At 48.8% G+C, this 26,539-nt stretch carries 27 protein-coding genes; 26 read left to right on the top strand and 1 reads right to left on the bottom strand.

Going from position 1 to position 26,539, the window contains the following annotated elements:
- The first annotated feature begins 11 nt into the window (after positions 1–11).
- From EPH95_RS03260 to EPH95_RS03250, 3 genes are read left to right on the top strand one after another with little or no spacing between them, the layout of a single operon-like run.
- Positions 12–788 (top strand): enoyl-CoA hydratase/isomerase family protein, encoded by a 777-nt coding sequence (locus tag EPH95_RS03260; protein ID WP_142087303.1) that lies wholly within the window; start codon positions 12–14, stop codon positions 786–788.
- 15 nt (positions 789–803) lie between these two features.
- Complete coding sequence (locus EPH95_RS03255; RefSeq protein WP_142087302.1) at positions 804–1,994, top strand: thiolase family protein; 1,191 nt, start codon at positions 804–806, stop codon at positions 1,992–1,994.
- Between the two features lie 12 nt (positions 1,995–2,006).
- Positions 2,007–2,852, top strand: a complete 846-nt coding sequence (locus EPH95_RS03250; RefSeq protein ID WP_142087300.1) for a 3-hydroxyacyl-CoA dehydrogenase NAD-binding domain-containing protein — start codon at positions 2,007–2,009, stop codon at positions 2,850–2,852.
- A gap of 226 nt (positions 2,853–3,078) precedes the next feature.
- Here EPH95_RS03250 and EPH95_RS03245 read toward each other — a convergent pair whose 3' ends face one another.
- On the bottom strand, positions 3,079–3,984 hold the full coding sequence (locus EPH95_RS03245; protein ID WP_142087298.1) for a nuclease-related domain-containing protein: 906 nt from the start codon (positions 3,982–3,984) through the stop codon (positions 3,079–3,081).
- 203 nt (positions 3,985–4,187) lie between these two features.
- On the opposite strand from EPH95_RS03245, the gene sucC reads away from it, so the two are divergent.
- From sucC to flgG, 23 genes are all read left to right on the top strand, one after another.
- Positions 4,188–5,348 (top strand): ADP-forming succinate--CoA ligase subunit beta, encoded by a 1,161-nt coding sequence (gene sucC / locus EPH95_RS03240; protein ID WP_142087297.1) that lies wholly within the window; start codon positions 4,188–4,190, stop codon positions 5,346–5,348.
- Between the two features lie 18 nt (positions 5,349–5,366).
- Positions 5,367–6,281, top strand: a complete 915-nt coding sequence (gene sucD / locus EPH95_RS03235; RefSeq protein WP_142087295.1) for a succinate--CoA ligase subunit alpha — start codon at positions 5,367–5,369, stop codon at positions 6,279–6,281.
- A gap of 121 nt (positions 6,282–6,402) precedes the next feature.
- Positions 6,403–7,257: a DNA-processing protein DprA gene (gene dprA / locus EPH95_RS03230; RefSeq protein WP_142087294.1), complete on the top strand. Its 855-nt coding sequence runs from the start codon at positions 6,403–6,405 to the stop codon at positions 7,255–7,257.
- A gap of 233 nt (positions 7,258–7,490) precedes the next feature.
- Complete coding sequence (topA, locus tag EPH95_RS03225; RefSeq protein WP_142087292.1) at positions 7,491–9,563, top strand: type I DNA topoisomerase; 2,073 nt, start codon at positions 7,491–7,493, stop codon at positions 9,561–9,563.
- Between the two features lie 384 nt (positions 9,564–9,947).
- Positions 9,948–10,853, top strand: coding sequence for a tyrosine recombinase XerC (xerC, locus tag EPH95_RS03220; RefSeq protein WP_142087291.1), 906 nt, complete (start codon positions 9,948–9,950; stop codon positions 10,851–10,853).
- An 11-nt stretch (positions 10,854–10,864) separates the two neighbouring features.
- Positions 10,865–11,404, top strand: coding sequence for an ATP-dependent protease subunit HslV (gene hslV, locus EPH95_RS03215; protein ID WP_142087289.1), 540 nt, complete (start codon positions 10,865–10,867; stop codon positions 11,402–11,404).
- Positions 11,405–11,440: 36 nt separating this feature from the next.
- On the top strand, positions 11,441–12,850 hold the full coding sequence (gene hslU / locus EPH95_RS03210) for an ATP-dependent protease ATPase subunit HslU (RefSeq protein ID WP_142087287.1): 1,410 nt from the start codon (positions 11,441–11,443) through the stop codon (positions 12,848–12,850).
- 27 nt (positions 12,851–12,877) lie between these two features.
- Complete coding sequence (codY, locus tag EPH95_RS03205; RefSeq protein WP_142087285.1) at positions 12,878–13,657, top strand: GTP-sensing pleiotropic transcriptional regulator CodY; 780 nt, start codon at positions 12,878–12,880, stop codon at positions 13,655–13,657.
- Between the two features lie 309 nt (positions 13,658–13,966).
- A complete protein-coding gene (locus EPH95_RS03200) occupies positions 13,967–16,390 on the top strand; it encodes a heavy metal translocating P-type ATPase (protein ID WP_142087282.1) in 2,424 nt (807 codons plus the stop codon).
- A gap of 466 nt (positions 16,391–16,856) precedes the next feature.
- A complete protein-coding gene (gene flgB, locus EPH95_RS03195; protein WP_319592816.1) occupies positions 16,857–17,249 on the top strand; it encodes a flagellar basal body rod protein FlgB in 393 nt (130 codons plus the stop codon).
- Between the two features lie 7 nt (positions 17,250–17,256).
- The gene (gene flgC / locus EPH95_RS03190; RefSeq protein WP_142091462.1) at positions 17,257–17,703 is read left to right on the top strand and encodes a flagellar basal body rod protein FlgC; all 447 of its coding nucleotides are present in this window, start codon (positions 17,257–17,259) and stop codon (positions 17,701–17,703) included.
- Positions 17,704–17,722: 19 nt separating this feature from the next.
- Positions 17,723–18,061, top strand: a complete 339-nt coding sequence (gene fliE, locus EPH95_RS03185; protein WP_142087280.1) for a flagellar hook-basal body complex protein FliE — start codon at positions 17,723–17,725, stop codon at positions 18,059–18,061.
- Positions 18,062–18,090: 29 nt separating this feature from the next.
- Positions 18,091–18,348 (top strand): hypothetical protein, encoded by a 258-nt coding sequence (locus EPH95_RS19615; protein WP_319592815.1) that lies wholly within the window; start codon positions 18,091–18,093, stop codon positions 18,346–18,348.
- Complete coding sequence (gene fliF, locus EPH95_RS03180; RefSeq protein ID WP_319592814.1) at positions 18,348–19,670, top strand: flagellar basal-body MS-ring/collar protein FliF; 1,323 nt, start codon at positions 18,348–18,350, stop codon at positions 19,668–19,670. Before EPH95_RS19615 ends, fliF begins: the two co-directional genes overlap by 1 nt.
- Before the next feature lie 11 nt (positions 19,671–19,681).
- A complete protein-coding gene (fliG, locus tag EPH95_RS03175; protein WP_142087277.1) occupies positions 19,682–20,695 on the top strand; it encodes a flagellar motor switch protein FliG in 1,014 nt (337 codons plus the stop codon).
- Positions 20,688–21,461: a flagellar assembly protein FliH gene (gene fliH / locus EPH95_RS03170; protein ID WP_160141576.1), complete on the top strand. Its 774-nt coding sequence runs from the start codon at positions 20,688–20,690 to the stop codon at positions 21,459–21,461. The genes fliG and fliH overlap by 8 nt, the downstream gene beginning before the upstream one ends.
- Entirely contained in the window at positions 21,458–22,777 is a 1,320-nt protein-coding gene (fliI, locus tag EPH95_RS03165) for a flagellar protein export ATPase FliI (RefSeq protein ID WP_142087272.1), read from the top strand. Before fliH ends, fliI begins: the two co-directional genes overlap by 4 nt.
- Complete coding sequence (fliJ, locus tag EPH95_RS03160; RefSeq protein ID WP_142087270.1) at positions 22,777–23,217, top strand: flagellar export protein FliJ; 441 nt, start codon at positions 22,777–22,779, stop codon at positions 23,215–23,217. Before fliI ends, fliJ begins: the two co-directional genes overlap by 1 nt.
- A gap of 4 nt (positions 23,218–23,221) precedes the next feature.
- Complete coding sequence (locus EPH95_RS03155) at positions 23,222–23,794, top strand: MotE family protein (protein ID WP_142087268.1); 573 nt, start codon at positions 23,222–23,224, stop codon at positions 23,792–23,794.
- A gap of 26 nt (positions 23,795–23,820) precedes the next feature.
- Positions 23,821–24,549, top strand: coding sequence for a hypothetical protein (locus tag EPH95_RS18610; RefSeq protein ID WP_160141575.1), 729 nt, complete (start codon positions 23,821–23,823; stop codon positions 24,547–24,549).
- The gene (locus EPH95_RS03150) at positions 24,546–25,094 is read left to right on the top strand and encodes a flagellar hook-length control protein FliK (protein WP_160141574.1); all 549 of its coding nucleotides are present in this window, start codon (positions 24,546–24,548) and stop codon (positions 25,092–25,094) included. The genes EPH95_RS18610 and EPH95_RS03150 overlap by 4 nt, the downstream gene beginning before the upstream one ends.
- Before the next feature lie 21 nt (positions 25,095–25,115).
- The gene (gene flgD, locus EPH95_RS03145; RefSeq protein ID WP_142091461.1) at positions 25,116–25,589 is read left to right on the top strand and encodes a flagellar hook assembly protein FlgD; all 474 of its coding nucleotides are present in this window, start codon (positions 25,116–25,118) and stop codon (positions 25,587–25,589) included.
- A gap of 56 nt (positions 25,590–25,645) precedes the next feature.
- The gene (gene flgG / locus EPH95_RS03140) at positions 25,646–26,434 is read left to right on the top strand and encodes a flagellar basal body rod protein FlgG (protein ID WP_142087264.1); all 789 of its coding nucleotides are present in this window, start codon (positions 25,646–25,648) and stop codon (positions 26,432–26,434) included.
- The last annotated feature ends 105 nt before the right edge of the window (positions 26,435–26,539 follow it).

Here is a 26,539-nt window from a genome sequence, read left to right as displayed (position 1 = left end):
GGAGAAAAACAATGGACTTTGAACTCATTCAATTAAACGTCCGAGACCGTTGGGCGACGGTAACGATCAACCGGCCGGACGTACGCAACGCGCTGAACGCACAAGTGTTGCAAGAAATGGAAGCCGCGCTCGATGACGTCGACCGGCGTAGTGACGTCGACGGGGTTATTTTCACAGGGACCGGAGAAAAAGCCTTTGCAGCAGGGGCCGACATCACACAGCTTCGTAACAAGGAAGCACTCGATGCGCTAGAGCCCGGCATGCAAGACGTGTACGATAAACTGGCAGCCTTTGAAAAGCCGACAATTGCCATGATTAACGGGGTAGCGGCCGGAGGTGGTTGTGAGCTGGCTTTGGCTTGTGATATCCGGGTGGCGAGCACGAAAGCGAAAGTCGGACTCCCGGAATTGAATTTAGGGATCATCCCCGGAGCCGGTGGCACTCAGCGTTTAACCAGGCTCGTCGGTAAAGGGAAAGCGGTCGAAATGATTTTGCGCGGGAAATTGATCGTTGCCGACGAGGCGCTTCGCATTGGGCTCGTGAATGATGTGGCCGAGCCGGAAGCGTTGGAGGAAAAAGTTCGGGAGATCACTGCCGATATTTCCGCGAAAGGACCGCTTGCCGTACGACTCGCGAAAATGGTTGTGACCCGAGGTGCGGATGCCAATCTGGAGACCGCTGAACTACTGGAAAAACTTGCGCAAGCCGTTGCGTTTCAATCCGAAGATAAAAATGAAGGGACAAGCGCATTTTTGGAGAAACGACAGGCGAATTTCCAAGGAAAATAGAAAGGGTGCATTCATTTGAAGGTCGAAAATAAAGAGATTGTGATCGCGAGCGCCGCGCGGACAGCCGTCGGGCGCGCGGGGGGATCGCTCAGAAATGTAGACAGCGGACACCTTGGCAGCACGGTGATTGAAGAAGCGGTTTCAAGAGCAGGGATTGAAAAAGAAAATGTGGATGAAGTCATCCTTGGAGAAGTTCGGCAAACGACTGCTTCGTCGAATGTGGCCCGAGTTGCCGCATTGCGAGCGGGCATACCGGAAAGCAAGCCTGCGTTTACGGTGAATCGACTGTGCGCGTCCAGCATGCAGGCGATTGGATCCGGGATCCAACAAATATTGTTCGGGCAGGCGGATGTCGTCGTTGCCGGCGGGACGGAGAACATGAGCCAAGCCCCGATGTACCTGCGTAACACCCGGTATGGGGAAGGCACCCAGAAACTCGTGGACTCTAACTTGGAAGCCGGTCAGCAACCGATGGAAATTTACGGCGACAAGCTTGGCATGGGGGCGACCGCGGAGAATGTTGCGGAGCGCTATGAAATCAGTCGTGAAGATCAAGACGCCTTTGCTTTTGAAAGCCAGCAACGTGCGAAACGTGCACTTGAAAACGAAATGTTTGCGGAAGAAATCGTACCAGTGGAAGTGAAAGAACGGAAGCGATCGTTCACGTTTTCCGTCGATGAACACCCGCGGGAGACTTCTTTGGAGAAGCTGGCGTCTTTGAAGCCGGCGTTTAAAGCTGATGGATCGGTGACGGCAGGGAACGCCTGCGGACGCAATGACGGCGCATCCGCTCTCGTGTTGATGACGAAAGAGAAAGCGGAAACGCTCGGGGTGGCCCCGATGGCGACGATTGTGGACTGGACAGCCGTGGGCGTTGACCCGGAAGTGATGGGGGTTGGTCCCGTGCCGGCGGTCGATCAGTTGTTGGAACAGACAGGCATGCAAAAAGAAGACATCGGCGTATGGGAGCTGAATGAAGCGTTTGCCTCCCAGTCCTTGGCGGTCATTCGTGGACTCGGACTTTCCGAAGAAGATGTGAACCGAAATGGCGGAGCCATCGCTTTGGGCCACCCGCTTGGGGCAACAGGCGCGCGTATTACGACATCCCTCCTGTACGAAATGAAACGAAAAAATGAACGATACGGCGTCGCGACTTTGTGTGTCGGCGGCGGTCAGGGCATGGCTTTGATGCTGGAAAGGAAATAAGAGGTGGCTGTGTTGCAACAGATTAGTGTCGTGGGAGCCGGAACGATGGGCAGGGGCATTGCTTATACCGCTGCTTTGAGCGGTTTCCGGGTGAAGCTTCATGATATCGATGATTCCAATCTCAAGCAGGCGGAGGCATCAATAGAAACATTACTGCAAAAAAGCGCCGATAAAGGGTTTATAGATCGGGACCAGTCAGAAGCGGCAAAGCAACAATTAAACTCTGAAAATGATCTCCAAGCAGCCGTTCATGAGGCGGATGTCGTCATCGAAGCTGTTTTGGAAGAAATTCCGTTAAAAGTGGAGATTTTCCGGAAACTTGACGAGTATTGCCCGGACCAAACCGTCTTGGCGACGAATACATCGACGCTCAGCCCGACCGAGATCGGCGCGGCGACGAATCGTCCGGAGAAAGTGATCGCCATGCATTTTTTCAATCCGGTTCATAAAATGAAATTGATCGAAATCATTAAAGGACTGGATACTTCCGAAAAAACGGTGCGGATTGTGCAGGATCTCGGGGAAAAAATGAACAAGGAAACGGTGGAAGTCAATGAATTTCCGGGGTTTGTGACGAGCCGAATGAACTGTCTGATCGGAAACGAAGCGATGAACATGTACATGGAGGGGGTCGCTTCCGCCGAAGACATCGACAAAGCGCTTAAGCTCGGTTTGAATCACCCGATGGGCCCACTTGAATTGGCAGACCTCGTCGGCCTCGATAGCCGTCTGCGGAACATGAACTATTTATATGAAACGTTAGGCGAAAAATACCGCCCTTGTCCGCTGCTCCTCAAGTATGTCAAAGCCGGCAAATTAGGCCGAAAATCCGGCGAAGGGTTTTACAATTACCGCTAGGCGTACACGCCGGCGGTTTTTCACTCGAGAATTGCGGATTAGCACCCGAACAGCAGTGAAAAACCGGGCTGAAGGGTCACTAATCGAGTCATTAGCACCCGAACAGAGGCAAAAATACAGTCGGAGGGTCACTAATCATACAGTTAACACCCGAACAGCCGAGGGAGAATCGATTAAAGGGTCACTAACCGTATTGTTCGTATCCGGTCAGCGGTAATGATCGTCACTAAACATAATAGGAACCTTTCCCTTGGCTCAGGTGCCTGAAATGTTTTGTTAGAACTCTTCTTATTTTTTTCTTCGAACCATTGATCCCGCACCATTCACGAATCACGTTTGTGGTCATTTTTCTGTCCGGGAATAGAAATTGATATTCCTTTGCGCTTCGCAGAATGGCTGTTTCGTTGTCTTCCTCGTGACCGCAACCGGTACATATCCATTTTCTTTCTTTGTCGGACATAAAAGCTGCGCATTTAACGCAAGTCACCCCTTTTTTCAACTGCTGATAGTCGTAGTCCGGCCACCGAGTATGCGGGGAACGATCCAAGTGCAAAGAAACTAATCGTTCGGCAAGTATTTCATGTTTTCGCTCTATTTTCGAAGGCATGCTATTCAATTTTTTCTTAAATCGATGAAGTTGACCGGAAAAAAGGACAGGCAGTTTTGGGGGAGCATTATACAAGATGAATTCAGGGTGAATAAAAACAAGGGAGGGTTTGACCGTGGTGTTTGTTCCCAGTTTTCGAAGCAATTGCCGAAGGAGAAAATCACTCCGTTGCAACTGAAGGAGGGGACTCTTGATTTCAGCACCGGACATGAAGTGCCAGTTTTCTCCATCAATATAATAATCACCGACATGATTTTTTACGTTAAAGAGATATATTTGCCCGGAAAAAATAAGAAGGGTGTCAATTTGAAATAACTCTCCTCTATGTTCGAGCAACAAACCCTTTATTAGAAGGTAATCGGGCGATAGATTTTGCTCGATCCAATGATCAAATTTTAGCTCACCTTCAAATCCTTTTTGAACATTGGCGTATTGCCGTTTTTCTTCCGGGGAGAGATCGATTCGCCCTTCCAAAAATCTGAAATATTTTAATTCAATAGGTTCTTCCCTATCCTGTAGATTCATCACTTATCTCCTCTCGGCTCATTATTTTTATCATACGAGAAACAATCAGGAAAAACAAGAATACCTCGAATCTTGCCCTTTATTCTTTTTCAAAAGACTGGTATCATAAAAAATGTGTGTAAAGGTATTGGACAGGTGATGATTCCTCGCTCCTTTATCGCATGAACGAATTGATAAGTACTCATAGGGAGGATGGACAGAACATGAATATTCATGAGTACCAGAGTAAAGATCTCCTCAGACAGTACGGCGTCGCTGTACCGACGGGGCATGAAGCTTTCTCTGTGGAAGAAGCCGTCGAAAAAGCTCGTTCATTGAAGACGGACGTGCGCGTCGTGAAGGCGCAAATCCACGCTGGCGGACGCGGCAATGCCGGCGGTGTAAAAATAGCAAAGAATGAGGATGAAGTGCGTACATACGCCGAAGAGATACTCGGTAAAACACTTGTCACTCATCAGACAGGCCCTGAAGGAAAAGAAGTAAAACGATTGCTCGTCGAGGAAGGCTGCGACATTGATAAAGAGTATTACATCGGATTGGTATTGGATCGCAGCACCTCCCGGATCGTCTTGATGGGCTCCGAAGAAGGCGGGACCGAAATCGAAGAGGTCGCGGCTGAAACCCCAGAAAAAATCTTCAAGGAGTTCATCGATCCCGCGATTGGTCTCCAAGGATTCCAAGCGCGCCGGCTCGCTTTTAACATGAACATTCCGAACGAATCCCTCGGAAAAGCGGTTAAGTTTATGAGCGGGCTTTATGACGTGTTTGTGGAAAAAGACTGCTCCGTCGCCGAGATCAATCCGCTCGTTACGACAAAAGACGGCGATGTTTTGGCGCTTGACGCGAAGCTTAACTTTGATGACAACGCCCTTTATCGCCAAAACGATATCCAGGACCTTCGTGACCTCGACGAAGAGGATCCGAAAGAAATCGAAGCATCCAAATACGACCTTAGTTACATTGCCTTGGATGGAAACATCGGTTGTATGGTTAACGGTGCAGGCCTCGCGATGTCGACGATGGATATCATTAAGCATAACGGCGGTGAACCGGCGAACTTCCTCGATGTGGGAGGCGGCGCAACAGCCGAAAAGGTGACAGCCGCTTTTAAAATCATCCTCGAAGATGAACATGTGAAAGGCATTTACGTCAACATTTTTGGCGGCATTATGAAATGTGACGTCCTCGCGGAAGGTGTAGTTACGGCAACAAAAGAAATCGGTCTAACGATGCCGCTTGTGGTCCGTTTAGAAGGCACGAATGTTGACGAAGGCAAGAAAATTCTCGAAGAATCAGGCTTGAACATTACCGCTGCAGACTCTATGGCAGATGGTGCTGAGAAAATCGTAGATTTAGTAAAATAGAAAGGCGGGCACGCTACTATGAGTATCTTAATTAATAAAGATACGAAAGTCATTGTTCAAGGGATTACCGGTTCCACTGGTCTCTTTCATACAAAACAAGCGATCGAATACGGGACGCAAATTGTGGGCGGCGTTACGCCAAAAAAAGGCGGCACCGAAATTGAAGGTGTCCCGGTTTTCAACACCGTTTCAGAAGCCGTAGACACGACAGGAGCCACCGCTTCCGTTATCTACGTTCCACCTGGACTCGCGGCAGACGCGATCTTTGAAGCGGTTGATGCGGAAATTGATGTCGTTATTTGTATCACGGAAGGGATCCCCGTGATCGACATGTTGAAAGTAAAACGTTACATGGAAGGGAAAAAGACGCGTTTAATTGGGCCTAATTGCCCGGGTGTCATCACTCCGGATGAATGCAAAATCGGCATTATGCCTGGTTACATTCATCAAAAAGGACACGTTGGCGTCGTTTCCCGTTCCGGGACGCTCACATACGAAGCCGTTGATCAATTATCCGCTGCAGGCGTCGGACAGTCCACGGCTGTCGGCATTGGCGGCGACCCGGTGAACGGCACTGATTTCATCGATGCATTAAAGCTGTTTAATGAAGATGACGACACAAAAGCGGTCGTCATGATCGGAGAAATCGGCGGAACGGCAGAAGAAGAAGCCGCCGAGTGGGTACAAGCAAACATGAACAAACCCGTCGTCGGGTTTATCGGTGGGGCCACCGCTCCTCCGGGGAAACGTATGGGCCACGCCGGCGCGATTATCTCCGGCGGGAAAGGCACTGCGGATGAAAAGAAAAAGACGATGGCTGAAAACGGCATTGCCATTGCAGAAACACCGGCGATCATCGGTGAAACGATGATTGAAACGTTGAAAGAAAACAACTTATATGATGCATGCTTGACGCATGAACCGCGTAATTAATTCCCCGAAAGGCATCTGTCATAAAAAATATGGCAGGTGCTTTTTAGCTTGACTTCTTTTTCGCGTGTGCTATAATAATAATCGAACACATGATCTATTCCCTATTAGGAAAGGAGACGCTATGTCCTCGTACCGACATCGATTGCTCCACGCCCATCTCGCCCCCGGCATGACCTGGCGTGCCCTTCGGCGCCTGCATGCAGGCGACCCCTCGTTAGAAAACTATGCCGAACATTCCATCGAAGCATTGACACGCCTTACCGGCTGCCGCCTAAAAACGGCGCACATCTGGCATTCCTATTGGAACAACACCTCCATAGTCGAAGAAATAAGAAAAATGGAAGAAGCGGGAATCTTCGCGATCACAAGAGACGACCGTTCCTATCCGTGGCGCTTGGAACAAATGCCCGACCCGCCATGGGTCCTCTATTGCAGAGGAGACGTTTCTTTATGCAACGAAGAAACGTTAGGCGTCATTGGCACACGCCAGCCGAGCAATTATGGCATACGGGCCACAGAAGAACTGCTTCCTCCGGTCGTTCAATCGGGTCGAGTCATTGTGAGCGGGATGGCGAGAGGTATCGACACCACCGCCCACCATCGGGCAATCCTTGCAAAGGGCAAGACGATCGCCGTGATTGCCGGAGGTTTTTTTCATATTTATCCCCGCGAAAACAAAAAGCTAGCAGAAACGTTGGCGAACGGCCATTTACTCATCTCCGAATATCCCCCAGACCGACGCCCGCAAAAATGGCATTTCCCGGAACGCAATCGCATCATTAGTGCCCTTAGTGGCCGCTTATTCGTCGTGGAGGCCGGTGAGCGCTCAGGGACGCTCATTACCGTTGATCAAGCGCTGGAACAAGGGAGAGACGTTTGCGCGCTCCCCGGACCGATTTACAGCAAAACCTCCATGGGCACCAACCGTTTAATTGAACAAGGGGCAGCGATTGTTCTGGGTTCTTCGGATTTATAATTTTCGCCGCTTATTTCTAAAAATTCTTCCCCTTTCCAAAAAACTTTGTTTGACAAACGTGAAATTGTTGTTTAATAATGAGGAAGGTTTTACATTAAAATTCGAACATGTTCAAAAAGCCCTGCATCATAGCCTTGAAGCCTTCGCCGGATAAAAGAATATCAATGAAAACGGCGGTTTTACACGGTTTCAGCTATTAGAGCAACTATATCAGGGGGGAGGAAACTTTAGAGATGGCGGATTACCTTGTAATCGTTGAATCTCCCGCTAAAGCAAAAACAATTGGAAAGTATTTAGGAAAAAAATATACGGTGAAAGCATCAATGGGACACGTGCGTGATTTGCCAAAATCACAAATGGGCGTAGATGTGGATAAGAGATATGATCCAAAATACATTACGATTCGCGGGAAGGGCCCGGTTTTAAAAGAATTAAAACAAGCGGCGAAGAAAGCAAAAAAGGTTTACCTTGCTGCGGACCCCGACCGTGAAGGGGAAGCGATTGCCTGGCATTTGGCATTCAGCTTAGGGATCGATGAAGAAACGCCTTGCCGGGTTGTGTTTAATGAAATAACCAAGCCCGCGATTCAGGAAGCATTCAAAAACCCGCGCACCATTAATACCGATCTCGTTGATGCCCAACAAGCCCGCCGAATTTTGGACCGGCTCGTTGGTTACAACATCAGTCCGTTGCTTTGGAAAAAAGTAAAAAAAGGATTAAGCGCCGGACGTGTACAATCAATTGCCGTAAAGATGATTAATGACCGGGAGAAAGAAATTCAACAGTTTGAACCTGAAGAGTACTGGAATATAAAAGGAACATTTTCGTATGGTGAAGAAACATTCGATGCCCAATTTCACGGAAAAGGAAAGAAAAAAGAGGCATTGAAGACAAAAGAAGATGTGGATGAAGTCCTGGGACAATTAAAAGGGGACGAATTTACCATCGCGTCCGTGCAGAAAAAAGAACGGCGCCGCAATCCGGTGCAGCCGTTCATCACCTCTTCGCTCCAACAGGAAGCGGCCCGAAAGCTCAATTTCCGGGCGAAAAAGACGATGATGGTAGCCCAGCAATTGTATGAAGGGATAGAATTGGGCAAAGAAGGCACCGTCGGTTTAATCACGTATATGCGTACTGATTCCACACGCATTTCTGAAACAGCCAAAGAAGAAGCGAAAGCCTATATCCAAGAAAAATATGGGAATCAATATGTAGGTGCCGACCGAAAGCAAAAGAGACAGGGAGAGAACACCCAAGACGCTCACGAAGCGATCCGTCCGACGTTTGTCGCTCGTGAGCCGAAAGCAATCAAAGATTACTTGAGCCGGGATCAATTAAGGCTTTATCGCCTGATTTGGGAGCGCATGGTGGCGAGTCGCATGGCGCCTGCGATCATGGATACGATGACGGCTGATTTGGAAAATGGCGGAATAATCTTCCGGGCAACGGGATCGAAAGTGAAGTTTCAAGGTTTTATGAGAGTGTATGTGGAAGGTAGCGACGATAGCAAAAAAGAAGAAAACAAACTTCTTCCCGCGCTCGAAGAAGGGGAAACGGCAAAAAAAGAAACGTTGGAGCCGACCCAACATTTCACGCAACCGCCGCCCAGGTATACAGAAGCACGACTCGTGCGCACGATGGAAGAGCTTGGAATCGGCCGCCCTTCCACTTATGCTCCCACTCTGGATACGATTCAGCGACGCGGGTATGTCTCATTGCAGGATCGTCGTTTCGTACCGACGGAGCTCGGGGAAATTGTCCTTGATCTCATCGTTGAGTTTTTCCCGGAAATCTTGAACGTGAAGTTTACCGCCCAGATGGAATCAGACCTGGATGACGTTGAAGAGGGTAATGAAAACTGGATTGAAATCATCGATACCTTCTACCAAGGGTTTGAAAAGCGGTTAAAAGTTGCTGATCGAGAAATGGAAGAAGTCGAAATCAAAGATGAACCGGTAGGGGAAGATTGTGAAAAGTGCGGGCATCCCATGGTTTACAAAATGGGAAGGTACGGAAGATTTATGGCTTGCTCCAACTTTCCCGATTGCCGGAACACAAAGGCGATCCTAAAGCCGATCGGCGTAAAATGCCCAAGGTGTACAGAAGGAAATGTCGTGGAACGAAAAAGCAAAAAACAACGCACATTCTACGGATGCGATCGTTATCCGGCGTGTGAATTCGTTTCCTGGGATAAGCCGATTGCACGGCCGTGTCCGAAGTGCCAAAGCCTCCTCGTTGAGAAAAAAGCCAAAAAAACGGTACGGGTGCAATGCTCGGAATGCGATTACCGCGAGGACCCAAACTAGCCAAATTGTGTACGATTTAGTGACAATCCCCTTTATGGAGAGGAAAACCCCTTGTCAACGGGAGGGGTTTTCCATATTATGATTGTGGAAGTTATGGATGCAGCGTTATCCGTTCCTTCTGAAAATCATGCATTGTAAACGCATATCAGAATTTTATGAATAAATTCTTGCTTTTACCTGCTTCAATATGTTAAGCTTTAGACGCTTATCGTAGCGGATTATGCTCGTAAAACCCCTTATCCCCCACAATCGGGAAACGACTGCTTGCCACAAATGCAGGTGCAGACTGTTCAACAGAATCGGATATGTACGCTGGATCGGGCGATGAACCGATGCTTGTCTCTGTTTTTGCCCTTTAAAGTACTGTTCATAAGGTGGATATTGATGCGCTCTGACTCGAAAGATCCTTATTTGGCTTTTTTTCAATATTTGCAGGTGGAAAAAAATGTAACACAGCACACGATGGTTGCTTACAGACGGCAATTGGACGTTTGGAAGCAATATTTGCAAGAGGAATTGCAGGTAGATGCATGTGCTGTCGATCATCGCCACATTCGCATGTACTTAACTTTTTTGCATGACAAAGGTTTGGCGAGAACGAGCATCGCCCGAGAACTTTCTGTCATTCGGTCGTTTTATCGCTTTTTAAAACGGGAATCACTAATACAGAACAATCCCGTGGCGTTTACTCGTTTTCCGAGTCAAACCCAGCGACTGCCCCGCTTTCTCTATTCGAACGAACTGGAAATGCTTTTAAGCGTCTGTGAAGGGGAAGATCCGCTAAAACAACGGGATCTTGCTCTTATAGAGTTGCTTTACGCGACAGGCATCCGCGCCTCGGAATGTTGCGGTTTGGTGCTCGACGATTTGGATTTGAGCACAGAAACCATACATGTGACCGGCAAAGGCGGAAAAGAACGATACATTCCCATAGGAGCCTACGCCCTCGATGCTTTAATGAAGTATTGTGAAGACGGGAGGAACACGTTAGCCAATCGTGAAGGGGATCGTCCTTCCGCTCTTTTTTTGAATTATAGAGGCGGAACATTAACAGATCGCGGGTTGCGCTACGTCTTAAATAAACGCGTCCAGGAAGCCTCGCATTCTTTAAAAATGTCTCCGCACAGTTTACGCCATTCATTCGCCACCCATCTATTGAATGAAGGCGCTGATCTTCGCGCTGTTCAAGAATTGCTTGGCCATGAGCATTTATCGACGACCCAGCGCTATACACATGTGACCACCGAGCGTTTACGCACGATTTATAAAGGGGCGCATCCGCGTGCCTGAAAGGAGTCATTATGGAGAACAGTTTTCACGCAACCACAATTTTTGCCATCCGCCATAATGGCAAGGGTGCAATGGCCGGGGATGGCCAAGTGACGATGGGGCAGGCTGCGGTCATGAAACATAGTGCCAAAAAAATACGCAAGATTTATAACGGAAAGGTTCTCGCTGGATTTGCGGGTTCGGTCGCCGATGCCTTTACACTATTCGAGAAATTTGAGGGAAAATTGCAGGAATACGGTGGCCAAATGCAGCGGGCAGCACGCGAGTTGGCCAAAGAATGGCGCAGCGACAAGGTGCTCAGAAAGTTGGAAGCGATGCTGATCGTGATGGACGATCGCCAGTTGCTGTTGATCGCCGGAACGGGAGAAGTCATTGAACCCGATGATGGCATACTCGCCATTGGATCCGGTGGTTTCTACGCACTGGCCGCCGGTCGTGCTCTCGCGAGACATTCTGGGCTCGAGGCTCGCAATATCGCGGAAGAATCGCTTAAAACCGCCGGAGAAATCTGTGTATACACCAATGACCGACTCGTGATTGAAGAGATATAACTTCCCAAGTAGATGGGTTACGAAAGGTGATAACTGGTGGAATATGCCAACCACACACCGAAACAAATTGTTGAACAGCTCAATCAATACATCGTCGGACAAAAGGAAGCGAAACGCGCGGTTGCGATCGCGCTTCGCAACCGTTATCGACGCAGTAAAGTGCCTGAGATCATTCGCGAGGAGATCACACCAAAAAATATTCTCATGATTGGTCCGACAGGCGTAGGGAAAACAGAAATCGCCCGCCGCTTGGCGAAACTCGTCGGTGCTCCGTTTGTCAAAGTGGAAGCGACGAAATTTACGGAAGTAGGTTATGTTGGCCGCGACGTTGAAGCAATGGTACGGGACCTTGTTGACCATGCCGTCCGAATTGTAAAAGCAGAAAAAATGGATTCGGTCCGGCCACAGGCGGAAAAACAGGCCAATGAACGCTTAGTCAAGCTTTTGGCTCCAACCAAGCGAAAAAATCAACAACAAAAAAACCCCTTTGAAATGCTTTTTCAAGCATCGTCCGATGAAGACACGGAGGAAGATGCTGAAGAAAGTGAATCGGAACGGGAAAGCAACCGGGAGCGCAGGCAACGCATCGCCCACCAACTCGCCCTCGGCGAATTGGAAGACCACCTCGTGACGGTGGAAGTAGACGAACAGAATCCATCTTTTTCCGATATGTTTCAAGGGACGGGAATGGAACAAACGGGCATGAACATGCAGGAAATGTTCGGGAAGATGATGCCGAACAAAAAGAAAAAAAGACAATTGCCCGTGAAAGAAGCGCGTGGGGTTCTCACGGACGATGAAGCGCAAAAACTTGTGGATATGGATGAAATCAGCCACCAAGCAGTCAAAAAGACGGAACAACTCGGGATGATTTTTATTGATGAGATCGATAAGGTAGCCGGGTCACAACAAGGCAGCAGTGCCGATGTTTCCAGGGAAGGCGTCCAGCGCGACATTCTCCCCATCGTGGAAGGGGCATCGGTAACGACAAAATATGGAGCGGTACAAACCGATCACATATTATTTGTGGCAGCGGGGGCATTTCATATGTCGAAGCCTTCGGATTTAATTCCCGAGCTGCAAGGCCGTTTTCCCACACGCGTGGAGTTAGAGAATTTGTCGAAAGAAGATTTCATCATGATTCTCCGCGAACCTGATAACGCGCTCCTCAAGCAATATGCAGCACTTTTGAAAACGGAAGGTATAGATGTAGAATTTTCTGACGAAGCTGTTGACAAGATTGCTGAATTAGCCGAACACGTCAATCGTGAAACGGAAAACATTGGTGCCCGGCGTTTGCACACGCTGCTCGAACGGCTGCTTGAAGAACTCTCCTTTGAGGCTTCCGACATTACATTGGAGAAAATCACGATTACGGAACCGTATGTCGAGGAAAAACTCGCGGATGTCGCCGGAAACGAAGACACTAGCCACTTTATTTTGTAATTTAATAATAGGAGGAAATTATTCCAAATGGAACTACTAGCGAAATCAAGACAAATTAATGATATGTTGCAAAAGACGACAGGCCAGCATGTGGATTTTAAAGACATGGCTGAAACGTTAAGCGAAGTCATTTCTGCCAACGTTTTTGTCGTCAGCCGCCGGGGGAAATTGCTCGGTTACTCGATTGAACAAGAGATTGGGCATGAAAAGATCGACCGGATTCTTGAAGAACGACAATTTCCGGAAGAATACACCGCTGGTATCTTCAATGTTAATGAAACCTCGCCAAACCTCGACATTGACAGTGAACATACTGCTTTTCCGACGGAAAACCGCGATCTTTTCCGCACGGGGCTCACAACCATCGTTCCGATTATCGGCGGTGGCCAACGGTTAGGAACGTTAATCCTCGCCCGTTTAAATGACCGTTTTAGTGACGATGATTTGGTGTTGGCCGAATACGGGGCGACCGTTGTCGGCATGGAAATTCTCCATGAAAAAGCTTCGGAAATCGAAGATGAAGCGCGGAGCAAAGCAGTTGTCCAAATGGCGATCAGCTCCCTTTCCTACAGTGAATTGGAAGCTGTTGAACACATTTTTGAAGAGTTGGACGGCAAAGAAGGACTACTTGTTGCCAGTAAAATTGCCGACCGTGTAGGCATCACACGCTCGGTTATCGTCAATGCCCTCCGCAAACTGGAAAGCGCGGGTGTGATTGAATCGCGCTCACTGGGCATGAAAGGGACGTATATTAAAGTGCTGAACGACAAATTTCTCGTCGAGTTGGAACGCCTTCGCGATGATTAAATCGACGAGTGTATGAGACAGTCTATCCCCTCTGTCAGAGAGGACAGGCTGTCTTTTTTTGTATGGGCGTCATGGAAGGCTCATGACGTCCGAAAAGGGAAGATCAGCATTGTTTTGTCGCCATGGAACAAGAATGGCTCATGGCGACCAAAAAGAATCGACTGTCGAATTTTCGGTCATCATGAGAGAGCGGATGATCATGCCCCCGGCTAAAATCAGGTCTCCCTCCTCCAACAGGGCTTATTCCTTTAATACCCATTAGGGGTATGATATAATGAATATAGAAACAGGTCGGAGGGAGGGGCACTCATGAGCAAAGAAGCGAATTTGCATGTATCAGGGATGACATGTGCCGAGTGTGCGACGCGGATTGAAAAAGGCTTGAATAAAATGGATGGGGTGGAAGAGGCCAATGTAAATTTGGCGTCGGAAAAAACGAACGTAAGGTTCGATCCCACCCGCACCGATGTTTCTCAATTTGAAGATAAAATTCAGTCGCTAGGGTATCAGGTCGTTCATGATAAAGCGGAATTTGAGGTCACCGGAATGACGTGTGCGGCTTGCTCCAATCGCGTGGAGAAAAAATTAAACCGTATGGAAGGCGTGAGCGAAGCAAGTGTTAACCTTGCGCTGGAAACGGCCACTGTCAGTTATGACCAAGAGACTGTTTCCATCCCGGACTTGGAAGCAGCCGTGGAAAAAATCGGCTATAAGCTTCATGAAAAGGGAGATGCTACGGAGGCAAGAGACGAAAAAGACCAAATCGTCGAGGATCAAACCGGAAAATTCATTTTTGCGGCTATTCTCACGCTTCCTTTGCTTTGGAGCATGGTGACGCACTTTGAATTCACGCAATGGATGTGGATGCCCGAAATCTTCATGAACCCGTGGGTGCAACTCGCCCTCGCGACCCCTGTGCAGTTCGTTGTTGGTTGGCAGTTTTACCGAGGGGCCTATAAAGCATTGGCAAATAAAAGCGCGAACATGGATGTGCTCGTCGCGCTCGGGACGTCTGCCGCTTATTTTTACAGCATTTATTTGGGGATGGAATGGATGGCTGCCGGCGGTACCGGGATGCCGGAGCTTTACTTCGAAACAGCGGCTATTATTATTACATTAATTCTTTTAGGGAAGCTGTTTGAAGCTCGTTCGAAAAGCCGTACGTCACGCGCGATAAAGAAATTAATGGGGTTACAGGCAAAAACAGCGATTGTTATGCGGGAAGGCGTGGAAGTGGAAGTCCCGGTTGAAAAGGTTCAAGTTGGGGACGATATCCGCGTAAAACCCGGGGAAAAAATTCCCGTCGACTGCGAAGTTGTGGAAGGGCATACCGCCGTGGACGAGTCGATGCTTACCGGAGAAAGCATTCCCATTGATAAACAGGTGGGAGATGAGGTCATCGGGGCAACGGTCAATAAAAACGGCACGCTCTTGGTAAGAGCAAAAAAAGTCGGGAAAGACGCAGCTTTGCAGCAAATTGTAAAAGTGGTGGAAGATGCACAAACATCGAAAGCAAATATTCAGCGCTCCGTTGATAAAGTGTCAAGCATCTTTGTGCCTGCCGTGCTCGTTGTGGCAACGCTCACTTTTCTGATCTGGTATTTCTGGGTAACTCCCGGCAATGTCGGCAGTGCCCTTGTCCCGACGATCTCCATTCTCGTCATCGCCTGTCCCTGTGCGCTTGGATTGGCCACACCAACGTCCATTATGGCAGGTTCCGGAAAATCTGCTGAACTCGGGGTGTTATTCAAAGGCGGAGAGTATTTGGAAGGAACGAAAGATGTGTCTACGATCGTTCTGGATAAAACCGGAACGATAACGGAAGGAACACCTTCGTTAACCGACGTGCACGTGGAGGATATGAACGAGAAGGAGTTTTTGTCTTTACTCGCCGCTGCTGAAAAGCCTTCAGAGCATCCGTTGGCGGAGGCAATCGTCGACGGCATCAAACAGAAGGGCATCGATGTTTCGAAAGCCGATACGTTTGAAACAATTCCGGGGAAAGGAGTTCGCGCCACGGTTGGCGAACAGGAAATCATCGTTGGCACCGAGAAATTGCTCAGTGAAGAAAACATTCCTCTCGACTCGTCATCTGGGCATAAAACACGCTGGGAAGGCGAGGGGAAAACTGCCATGCTCGTTGCCATCGACCGGGTGTACTCCGGTGTAGTCGCGGTAGCGGACACGGTAAAAGAAACATCGGCAGCAGCGGTTGAAAGGCTGCACAAGGCCGGATTGGAAGTCATGATGATGACCGGTGACAATCAAAAAACCGCGGAAGCGATCGCTGCCGAAGTCGGTATCGATAACGTATTGGCGGAAGTTCTTCCAGAAGAAAAAGGAAAAGAAATCGAAAAACTGCAAGCCGAAGACAAGAAAGTCGCGATGGTCGGTGACGGGATTAACGATGCTCCCGCCCTTGCCACCGCCGACATTGGGATGGCAATAGGAACCGGTACGGATGTAGCCATTGAATCTGCAGATGTAACACTCATGCGCGGGGATTTAAACAGTGTTGCCGATGCCGTGCTTATGAGCCGCAAGACGATGCGAAACATTCGCCAGAATCTTTTCTTTGCCTTTGTATACAACACAGCAGCAATCCCTGTCGCGGCGATTGGGTTGTTAGCTCCTTGGGTCGCAGGTGCAGCAATGGCCTTTAGCTCGGTGTCTGTTGTCACAAACGCGCTTCGCCTGCAACGTGTGGACGTCGAAGCTGTTGGAAAGGAATGAGGCGCGATGCTGAAATCGAAAAGAGTAGGGCTTTGGACGGGAGCGGGGGCCGCTTACCTCACCCTTGTCATCGTCATCGGTTCTGCTTTGGTATAAATATGGTATAAAGGGCTTGGAACACTCGATATCGCTTTTAGGATATCGGGTGTTTTTTGTTGTGGAATTATGCCAAAAGAGAGGAATAATCCCCAAGATCGTCCAAAAATACCCTTTTGGTAGGATAGGTCCAAAACACTTTTATGAGAAAAATTATGAGTAAAAAGACATAATTACTATAATCACATTCTTTACGTTTATAGATAATAGCTACTGATTTTCCTTTTATTTCGTTATTATTCAACATTTTTCTTGTTTTCTCTTAGCTTTTATATACAATGAAGAGGACAAATGATACCCGACATAAGTAATGAATCCAACGATGCATGGGTATAGCAATAGATTTATTTTCAAACATAGGAGGGTTTGGATGGTGGCTTTATTTTCATCGACCATTGACCAATTGCATAACGGGTTGAATGGAGCCGGACTTCGACAACAAACAACAGCAAACAACATCGCGAATGTAGATACACCGAATTATAAAGCGAGGAAGGCAAACTTTGAACATACCTTGGATGCTGCCAAGCAACAGTTTGACTCCCGAAGGACGGACGGTCGGCACTTTGACTTTGGCGGCGCAGGGGATCGCGGGGCCTATACTTCAATCGACCGTACCAGAAGCTATCATCATAACGGCAATGGTGTGGATATGGACAAAGAGATGGCAGCGATGGCCAATAACCAAATCTATCACTCCGCACTCATTGATCGAATGGATGGACAGTTTAGCAGTTTAAAAACTGCTTTGGGAGGTCAGTAGTATGGCTATGTTCGATGGAATGAACTCAACTGCTTCAGCTTTAACCGCGCAGCGCTTACGCATGGATACGGCGGCAGGCAATATGGCGAACGCTTCAGCGACGAGAGGACGCATGGTCGATGGGGAGTGGGAACCTTACCGGCGAAAAATGGTAACGATGGCGCCACAGGATAACCGGGCTTCGTTTGCATCCCATTTGCAAGACGCGGAAAGGGAAAGCGCTGGCGGCGTGCAAGTGACCGGCATCGTGGAAGACCAGACTCCCTTTCAATCGATGCATCAACCGGGGCATCCGGATGCGGATGAGGACGGAAATGTACAACTTCCCAATGTTGATCCGTTGAAAGAGATGGTGGATGTGATGGGGGCGACTCGGTCATATGAAGCCAATGTCACAGTGTTCGATGCCCATAAATCAATGAAAATGAGCGCCATGGAAATCGGGAGAGGCTAGCAGAAAAGGAGGAGGAACCATGCCAATGATACAAGGACCCTCACACGGGGAACTGCCGTTGTCCCCGTTATCTCCTCAGGCGCCGCAAAGTCCAACGGAAAGCGGCCAGAACGAACAGATGCGTACAGGGGAGACGCGAAACAACTTTGGAGATATGTTAAAGGAAGCATTGCAAGGCGTACAAAACTACCAGGATGCATCCCGGGAAAAGACAGAGCAGCTGCTGACCGGAGAAGTGGACAACCTGCACGATGTCTTTATTGCTTCCGAGAAGGCCGGGGTAGCCTTGCAGGCTACGGTAGAAGTGCGGGATAAAGTCACCGATGCTTATGACCGTGTGATGAGAATGACGTTATAATGCCTGAATGAGAAAGTGAGCGGCAACAAATGAACGAAAAGATACATAGGTACAGCAATAAAATCAGGAAGTACTGGGCAGAAAGATCGAAAAATCAACAACTGCTCATCATCGCCGGCGGTCTTTTGCTTCTCGTGTTCATCGTGCTGCTCTTCTTTTTTAGTACCCGGACGAACTATGCCCCGCTGTACAATGATTTGCCCGTGGAGGAAACCGGCCAGATAAAAGAAACGCTTGACAGCAGGGGGTTCCGTCGGAGGTCACCGATGACGGCACGGCTATTTTAGTGCCGAGGGAAAGCGTGGATCAGCTGAAAGTTGAATTGGCCGCAGAAGGGATACCGCAAAGCGGATCCATCGGTTATGAAGATTTTCAAGATCAACTTGGCTTTGGCATGACGGAAAATGAGTTTTCCGTTATGGAAAAAGCGACACTGGAAACAGAACTGAGCCATTTGATGCAATCGATGGATGGCATATCGCAGGCAAACGTCATGATTACCTTGCCGGAAGAAACGGTGTGGGTAAGTGACGAACAGGAAGAATCCAACGCTTCTATCGTTCTCACGCTCGCGGGTGGTTATCAGTTGGATCAGGAAAACGTTCAGGCGTTATATCATCTCGCTTCAAAAAGCATCCCTCAATTGCCTGTTGAAAATATCACCATTACGGATCAGCTGGCAAATCAATACTATTATGAAGACCAAGGAGCGATCGACGGAACACAGCAAGCTTATGATCAGCAACGGGAGATCAGCCGCACCATCGAAGGCGACCTGCAACAGCAGCTCCAACAAATGTTGGGCACGATGATGGGACAGCAAAAAGTGATGGTTTCGGTAACGACGGATATTGATTTCACCCAGGAAAGCCGTGAAGAGGAACTGGTGGAACCGGTCGATGAAGAGCAAATGGACGGGATCGAAATCAGTGCAGAGTCGATTATCGAAACGTATGAAGGAGAAGAAGTGCCCGAGGAAGGCGTTGCCGGCACAGGGGAAGATGATATTGCCAACTATCCGGGTGTTGGAGCCGGCGGAGACGGTGATTACGAAAGAATCGAAGAACGGGTGAATAGCGATGTCAATCGCATCTATCGCCAAATCCAGGAAAGTCCTTACAAGCTAAGGGATTTGGGGATACAAGTCATCGTTGAACCTCCGGACCCGGAAGATATGTTGTCGTTGCCGGCGGATACCATCGATACCATCGAGGCAATTTTGGAAACCGTCGTCGTAACGAGCATCGATGATACTTATTTGGAAGAGATGGATGAGGCTGAAATCGTGGATAAAATTTTTGTATCGGCCCAGCCATTTATGGACAATATGGCAGCCGAGGAAGAACCGGATTCCGCAGGAATACCGGCATGGGTCTACATATTGGTGCTTGCGCTCCTGGCGGCGATTGCAGCGATTGTCTTTTTGATCAGGCGCAATCGTTATGTGTTTGAAGAGGAAGAAGTAGAGGACGCGCGTGTCGAGCTTGAAGACATTCCGGAAGAAGAGCATTCCCTTGAAGGGGAACAGCGGCAGCGCTTGGAAAGGCTGGCGCGAGAAAAACCGGAGGAATTTTCCAAACTCCTTCGCACATGGCTGTCGGAAGATTAGGGGGAGCATCAATGGCGAGAGGGAAAAAAGAACTGTCCGGCAGGCAAAAAGCCGCTGTGCTTCTTATCTCCATGGGACCCGATGTCTCGGCAAACGTATACAAGCATTTGCAACCGGAAGAAATGGAACAAATGACGCTTGAGATTGCTAACGTTCGCAAAGTGGAGAGCGAGACGAAAGATCAAATTATCGGTGAATTTCACCAACTGGCGGTTGCCCAAGATTATATGACGCAAGGCGGGATTGGCTATGCACGGGATGTGCTGGAAAAAGCCGTAGGTGAAGAAGAAGCTATGGCTATTATTACAAGGCTTACGTCCACACTTCAGGTTCGTCCTTTTCATTTTGCCCGCAACGTCGAACCAATGCAGATATTGAATTTCATCCAAAATGAACATCCGCAAACAATCGCCCTTGTTCTTTCTTATCTGGATGCCGAGCAAGCAGGACACATCTTGTCGGAATTGTCTTCCGAAGTGCAAGCGGATGTGGCGAAAAGAATTGCGCTGATGGATACCACTTCCCCGGAAGTGATTAACGAAGTGGAAGCCATCCTCGAACGGCAGCTTTCGTCGGCTGTTTCTCAAGACTATAAAGAAGCGGGCGGGATTGAATCAGTCGTGGAGGTGTTGAATAGCGTTGACCGCGGAACAGAGCGTACGATCATTGATTCCCTGGAAATTCAGGATCCGGAACTTGCCGATGAAATCAAAAAACGGATGTTTGTCTTTGAGGATATCGTTACCCTTGATAACCGCTCGATCCAACGTATCATCCGGGAAGCGGGGCAGGAAGATTTACAACTTTCCTTAAAAATGGTGAGCGAGGAAGTGAAGACAATCATTTTCAGCAACATGTCCACGCGGATGGCCGAAACGTTCAACGAGGAATTGGAGTACATGGGCCCTGTCCGCTTAAAAGACGTGGAGGACGCGCAAATGCAAATCGTCGGAATGGTACGGAGGTTGGAAGAAGCGGGTGAAATCGTCATCGCCCGTGGCGGGGGAGACGATATTATTGTCTAACATTATAAAAGCAGAAACATCAACCAGGCAGGAAAAGAGCTCCCATGCTGTCCTGTTGCAGCCGATACGTTCAAGGAACGGGGAAAACTGCGCCGCGGATGAAGCATTTGAGGGATCGGTAACCAAGAACAAGCAGGAAATGCTCGCTGAAGCCCGTGAAGAAGCGGAAGCCATTATCGCTAAGGCACAATCCGAAAAAGAAGACATGGAAAAAGAAATGAAAAAAGCCCGTGCGGTACTAGACGAAAACATAGAAAAAGCTTATAAGAATGCGGAAAGAAAAGGGGAAGCCCAAGGGTTTCAAGCAGGGGAGAAAAAAGGCTATGAAACGTATCAAGCTACCATTGCCGAAGCCAAAGACGTTGTTGCGGCAGCCCGCGAAGATTACCGCCAATACATGGATGCTGCTGAGCCCGCGATCATCGATCTGGCCATGAGCTTAACTGAAAAAATCCTTGGCGAAAAGTTGGAAACGGAAAATCATTGGATCCAATTCGTAAGCCAAGCGCTTCGGGAAGTGAAAAACCATACCGAAGTCGATGTTTTTATCCATCCGGAGCGTTATAAGGAAACCGTTCAACAGAGAGAAGAGTGGCAAGCGCTTCTCAACCAAGAGCGTATGCGATTTTTTCCGGAGGAGGAGCTAGAGAAAAACGGGTGCATTATTGAAACGCCATACGGCCGGTTAGTCGCTTCCTTAGATGATCAGCTAGAGGTGCTGCAAACCGAGCTTCATGAATTGCTTGTCAAGGGGAGAGAACCATGAAAGCCACGGATGTGAAAGATCAGCTTGATGACGTTCGTACGTTGAAATGGATGGGGAAAGTAACGCGTGTGGTCGGGCTTACGATCGAGGCGAAGGGACCTCAAGCGGCTGTAGGGATTCTGTGCTTTATTTTTACGGATAACGATCGTGAACCGATACGCGCGGAAGTTGTTGGTTTTAAAGACGAACGCATTCTGTTGATGCCGTACGCACAAACCACCAATATTCAGCCCGGGTCTCTAGTGAAAAGCACGGGAAAGCCATTGGAAATCGGTGTGGGAACGAGATTAATCGGAAAGGTCATCGATGGTTTGGGCAAGTCGCTTGACAGTGGTGAATTGCCCAATGGACTGCAAAAAATCCCTGTCGACGGGGAAGCGCCGAACCCGTTGAGGCGCCCCAGAGTTGTCGAACCGCTTTCCCTCGGTGTACGCGCGGTTGATGGCATGTTAACGGTCGGCGAAGGTCAACGGGTCGGGATATTTGCCGGCAGTGGTGTTGGAAAAAGCACTTTGATGGCGATGATCGCCAAGTTTTCGGAAGCCGATATTAATGTGATCGCGCTTATAGGGGAACGTGGCCGGGAAGTCAAAGATTTTATTGAAAAAGATCTCGGCGATGAAGGGTTGAACAACACGATCGTTGTCGTAGCCACTTCCGATCAACCGGCACTCGTTCGGATTAAGGGGGCGATGGCGGCGACGGCAATCGCGGAATATTTTCGCGACCGGGGGAAATCCGTTAATTTAATGATGGATTCCATTACCCGCTTTGCGATGGCCCAACGCGAAATCGGGCTTGCCACCGGTGAACCGCCAACGACAAAAGGGTACACCCCTTCCGTCTTTTCCCTTTTGCCACAATTGCTGGAGCGTTCGGGAACAGGTGAACGTGGCTCGATCACCGCCTTTTATACCGTCCTCGTCGATGGCGATGATATGGACGAACCGATTGCGGATGCTGTGCGGGGCATTTTGGACGGTCACTTCATTCTTGATCGGAAACTGGCGAATAAAGGACACTATCCGGCTTTAAATGTTTTAAAAAGCATCAGCCGGTTGATGGCAGCTATTGTTCCCGAGGAACATTTGAAGGCCGCTGCGACGATCCGGCAACACTTGGCCACCTATGAAGACAGCGAGGATTTGATTCAAGTGGGCGCTTATAAGCAAGGAACGTCCAAAGATGTGGATCTCGCTATACAAGCACAACCGGCCATTCGGGACTTTTTGCGACAGGGAACTGAAAAAGCCTACCGCTTATCGGAGACAGTCGAACAGTTACAGTTGCTGGCAAGGAAAGGGAATGATGGGTAATGGCGTTTACGTTTAACCTTGAAAAGGTGTTGGAAATGAAAGAGCGTGAAGCTGCCAAATCGAGAGAAGGATACGAAGAAGCTACCGGAACATTCGAATCCGTTGGCTATGAACTATATGAATGGCTGAAAGCGCGCGAGACGCTCGACGAAAGCCAAACGCAAGATTGCGAAACAGGTACGACCATCGCGGCACTGCAAAGCAAACAATTGGCAAGGACAAACATTGAAACCGCCATCCAACATTGCCAGGTGAAAACAAATGCCGCGCGCCAAACGATGGTCAAACGGAAAAAAGAATGGCAAACGGCAACGATTGAGGTTAAGAAATACGAAAAGATGAGAGACCGCAAATGGGAAGAACATGTGCGGGAGATGAAAAAGCAAGAACAAAAGCTCATGGATGAACTCGCTTCCCGACAAGTGATGCAAGGCAGGTGACGGAATGGCGAAAAGAAAACAGGAGAAGGGTGTTGCTACGAAAGGTTTCAAACGTTTTTTGCTGCTCATTTGTATTCCAGCGATTTTGCTTACCGTTATTGGGTCAATCGTATTCTCGCTATCAGGGATTAGCCCGATGGAACAAGCAAGGGCGATGGCCGGCCAATTGCCTATTGTATCCGCTTGGATAAGCGAAGATAACGACGATGATGGGGAAGAAACATCGCCGCTTGCCGAAAAAGATGAAGAGATTGCCAATCTCGCGCAGCAGCTGCAACGAGCGGAGGACACCATCGAGGAATTGGAAGCGGAAATTGAACAAATAGAAGACGATGAAGCGTATGCAGAAGCAAGTGCGCGGGAACTTGAAGAAGCTGAGGCTCCTGAAGCACTGACAAGAATCGCGCGCGTTTATGAAAATATGAAGCCGCGGCAGGCTGCTGAAATAATGGATGAACTTACAAATGAAGCGATTTTACTTCACATGTCGGAGATGAATGATGATGGGCGTTCAGTGATTCTGGAAAACATGGATCCGGAACGGGCTGCGGAAATTACGACGCTGCTTGCCGATTAAGACCCCTATGGAAGGGAGGTGAAAAAGTGATTTCAGCAGGGTTGCAGGCATTTCCGATGCATAAAGATGCCCCCGAAGTATTTTCAACTTCAATGCAAGGCGTCGGCGAGACGCTTGATCCAACTTTTGCACAACTGTTTGCGCATTCGCAACGAAAGGATGAAGCGTTTGTCCAACATCCGGAATTAAAGAACAACCTAGCTACGCATGAAAAAAGGATAAACAAAGGTTTTCTCAATGAGGAAGCGTTGGAGGCGTTACGTGGCTGGGCTCAATCATTATCGGAGTTCGAATCTTTCTTTCAGGATTTTGATTGGGAAACGGCGGTGATCATAACAGAAAAAGCGTTGAGCGAAAACGAAGGCGGGATCCTTTCCTCTGGCGACCTGGCTTCCTATATGGATGGAGCAGACCTTTCCATTGAAGAAATGGTTGAAATGGCCATAACTGAAGGATTAAACGCGGAGAAGCCATTCGGCTTCACTAAAGAAACGAAGAAAGTGATCGTTCCATTCTTAATGGCCCTCATCGATGCTCCCGTTGAAAAGGAAGGAATGCAGAAAGTGACGCCTCAACAGCTTGCCCGATACATCCAACAATGGTACCTGGGGGGCAGGAGATTGAATCGGAAAACCATCGAGTCGTTTCCGGCCGCAAGGAAGAAACCGGAAAAGGTACAGTGTCCGATTTCCACCGTCATCATTTCGAACCCTTGCAGACGGCAACAAAGATGGAAATGGGCCCTCCGAATATGAATCATGGATCAGCCCCTTCTTCTGTATTTGTTTTTAATGAAAAGATGGGGATGCAAGCCTTGAATCAGGGCGAACAAATGAAGATTCATATTGGCGGGCAAATGACCGAACATGCAAGGGCTATGGCATTCATGAAGCAATTTCACCAAGCGCTCGGCAAAGGTCACCTGCGTTCGGATGGGGAAGGGAGACAGCAATTGACCATTAAACTGTATCCGGAAAGCCTGGGCCGCTTGGACGTACAAATGACTAGAGAAAACGGAGCGTTGCAAGCAAGGCTCGTCACAACGACGGCGATAGCCCGGGAATTGCTTGAAGCGCAGCTGCCCAACCTCCGGCATGCCTTCCATCAACAACAATTGCCGGTGGAGCGGATTGTGGTTGATGAAACACATTCCCAAGTGGACGATGGCCGGCGAGAAGGAGAAGATTCCGAAGAGGAAGGTTCTTCCGCCTCGGAAGATGACTCCGGTGAAGACGGGGGCTCAGAACAACTTCCATCTTTTGAAGAGTGGTTACATGCGACTTTAAATCAGAAAGTGTAGGCAGGTGAACATCAGGTGAATATGAACGTGCAACCCGCTCCTGCTTCGGGCGAAAAAGCAATAAATGGAGTGAAGGTTTCAGAACCGGAAGATTCCACCCTCGGCAAGGATGATTTTTTAAAAATTTTAATTGCCCAATTGCAAAATCAGGACCCCCTTGATCCGATGGATGACCGGGAGTTTATTGCCCAGATGGCGCAGTTTTCCTCTTTGGAACAGATGACGAATATGAATGAGGCCATGCAGCGTTTTGTTGACCGGCATGAAGGGAGCGCCCTTGTGCAACAAAGCGAGTTGATCGGAACGACTGTCAAATGGGGGAGCCTTGTTGATGAAGAGAGCGCAGATATCCAGTACGCGGAAAACGAAGTCCTTTCCGTGCGCCGAAACGAACAAGGAGCGATCGAACTCCTTCTTGATGAAGGGCGCTGGATTGACAGCAGGCAACTGGCTCAAATCGGTTTGGATCATGAAAATGAGGCAGCAGAGACATAAAAGTTGACCATTGGCCGGACACAAATATTTATTTTAAGAGCAGGAGGTTCTATTCCATGTTGCAATCCATGTATTCCGGAATTTCCGGTTTGCAAAACCATCAAACGAAACTGGATGTTATTGGTGACAATATTGCCAATGTTAATACCCATGGGTTCAAAAAAGGACGGTTTAATTTTCAAGACATGATGAGCCAGCAAGTGCAAGGAGCGACAGAACCGGGAGCGAACCAAGGAGGAACAAACCCGACACAGATCGGGCTGGGCACGCAAACCGGCTCTATCGATACGATTCATGCCCAGGGAGCGATGCAACCGACGAGTCGTGAACTCGACCTTGCGGTTGCCGGAGATGGTTTCTTCCGCATTCAAAATCCGGATGGCGGAGAATCTTACACTCGGGCGGGGAATTTCTCCCGTGACAGCGAAGGCGATATCGTGACCGAAGACGGCTATTACGTATTGGATGCCGGCGGCGGCACCATTACGATCGATGAGGGTGCGTCTAATTTCAGCATCGGCAGTGACGGTACGGTAACGCAAGTGATGGACGGTGAACCGCAGGAAGCGGGGACGATCGGCCTGGCTACATTTGCGAACCCTGAAGGATTGGAAGCAATGGGTGGCAACTTATATGGGGAAACCAATAACTCGGGGGACGCGAACAATCTGGAACCGGGAACCGGTGGATCCGGTGAAATTGCTGCAGGCATGCTGGAAATGTCAACGGTTGACCTTTCCGAAGAGTTTGTGGAAATGATTTCCGGCCAGCGTGGCTTGCAAGCGAACACACGCATTATTACGACATCTGATGAAGTCTTGCAGGAGATTATGAATCTAAAATAAATTCGTGGGGCGGCTTGGGGGCGTTCCTTAAGTTCGCGCCGCGTCTACATATCTAAGTGAAAGTAAGCGGTAACGGTGAACGGACCCCATTTTTATGGACGGCTC

Origin of the sequence: Salicibibacter halophilus (assembly GCF_006740705.1) — a bacterium.
Lineage (GTDB): Bacteria > Bacillota > Bacilli > Bacillales > Marinococcaceae > Salicibibacter > Salicibibacter halophilus.
This window is presented reverse-complemented; position numbering and strand designations above follow the sequence as displayed.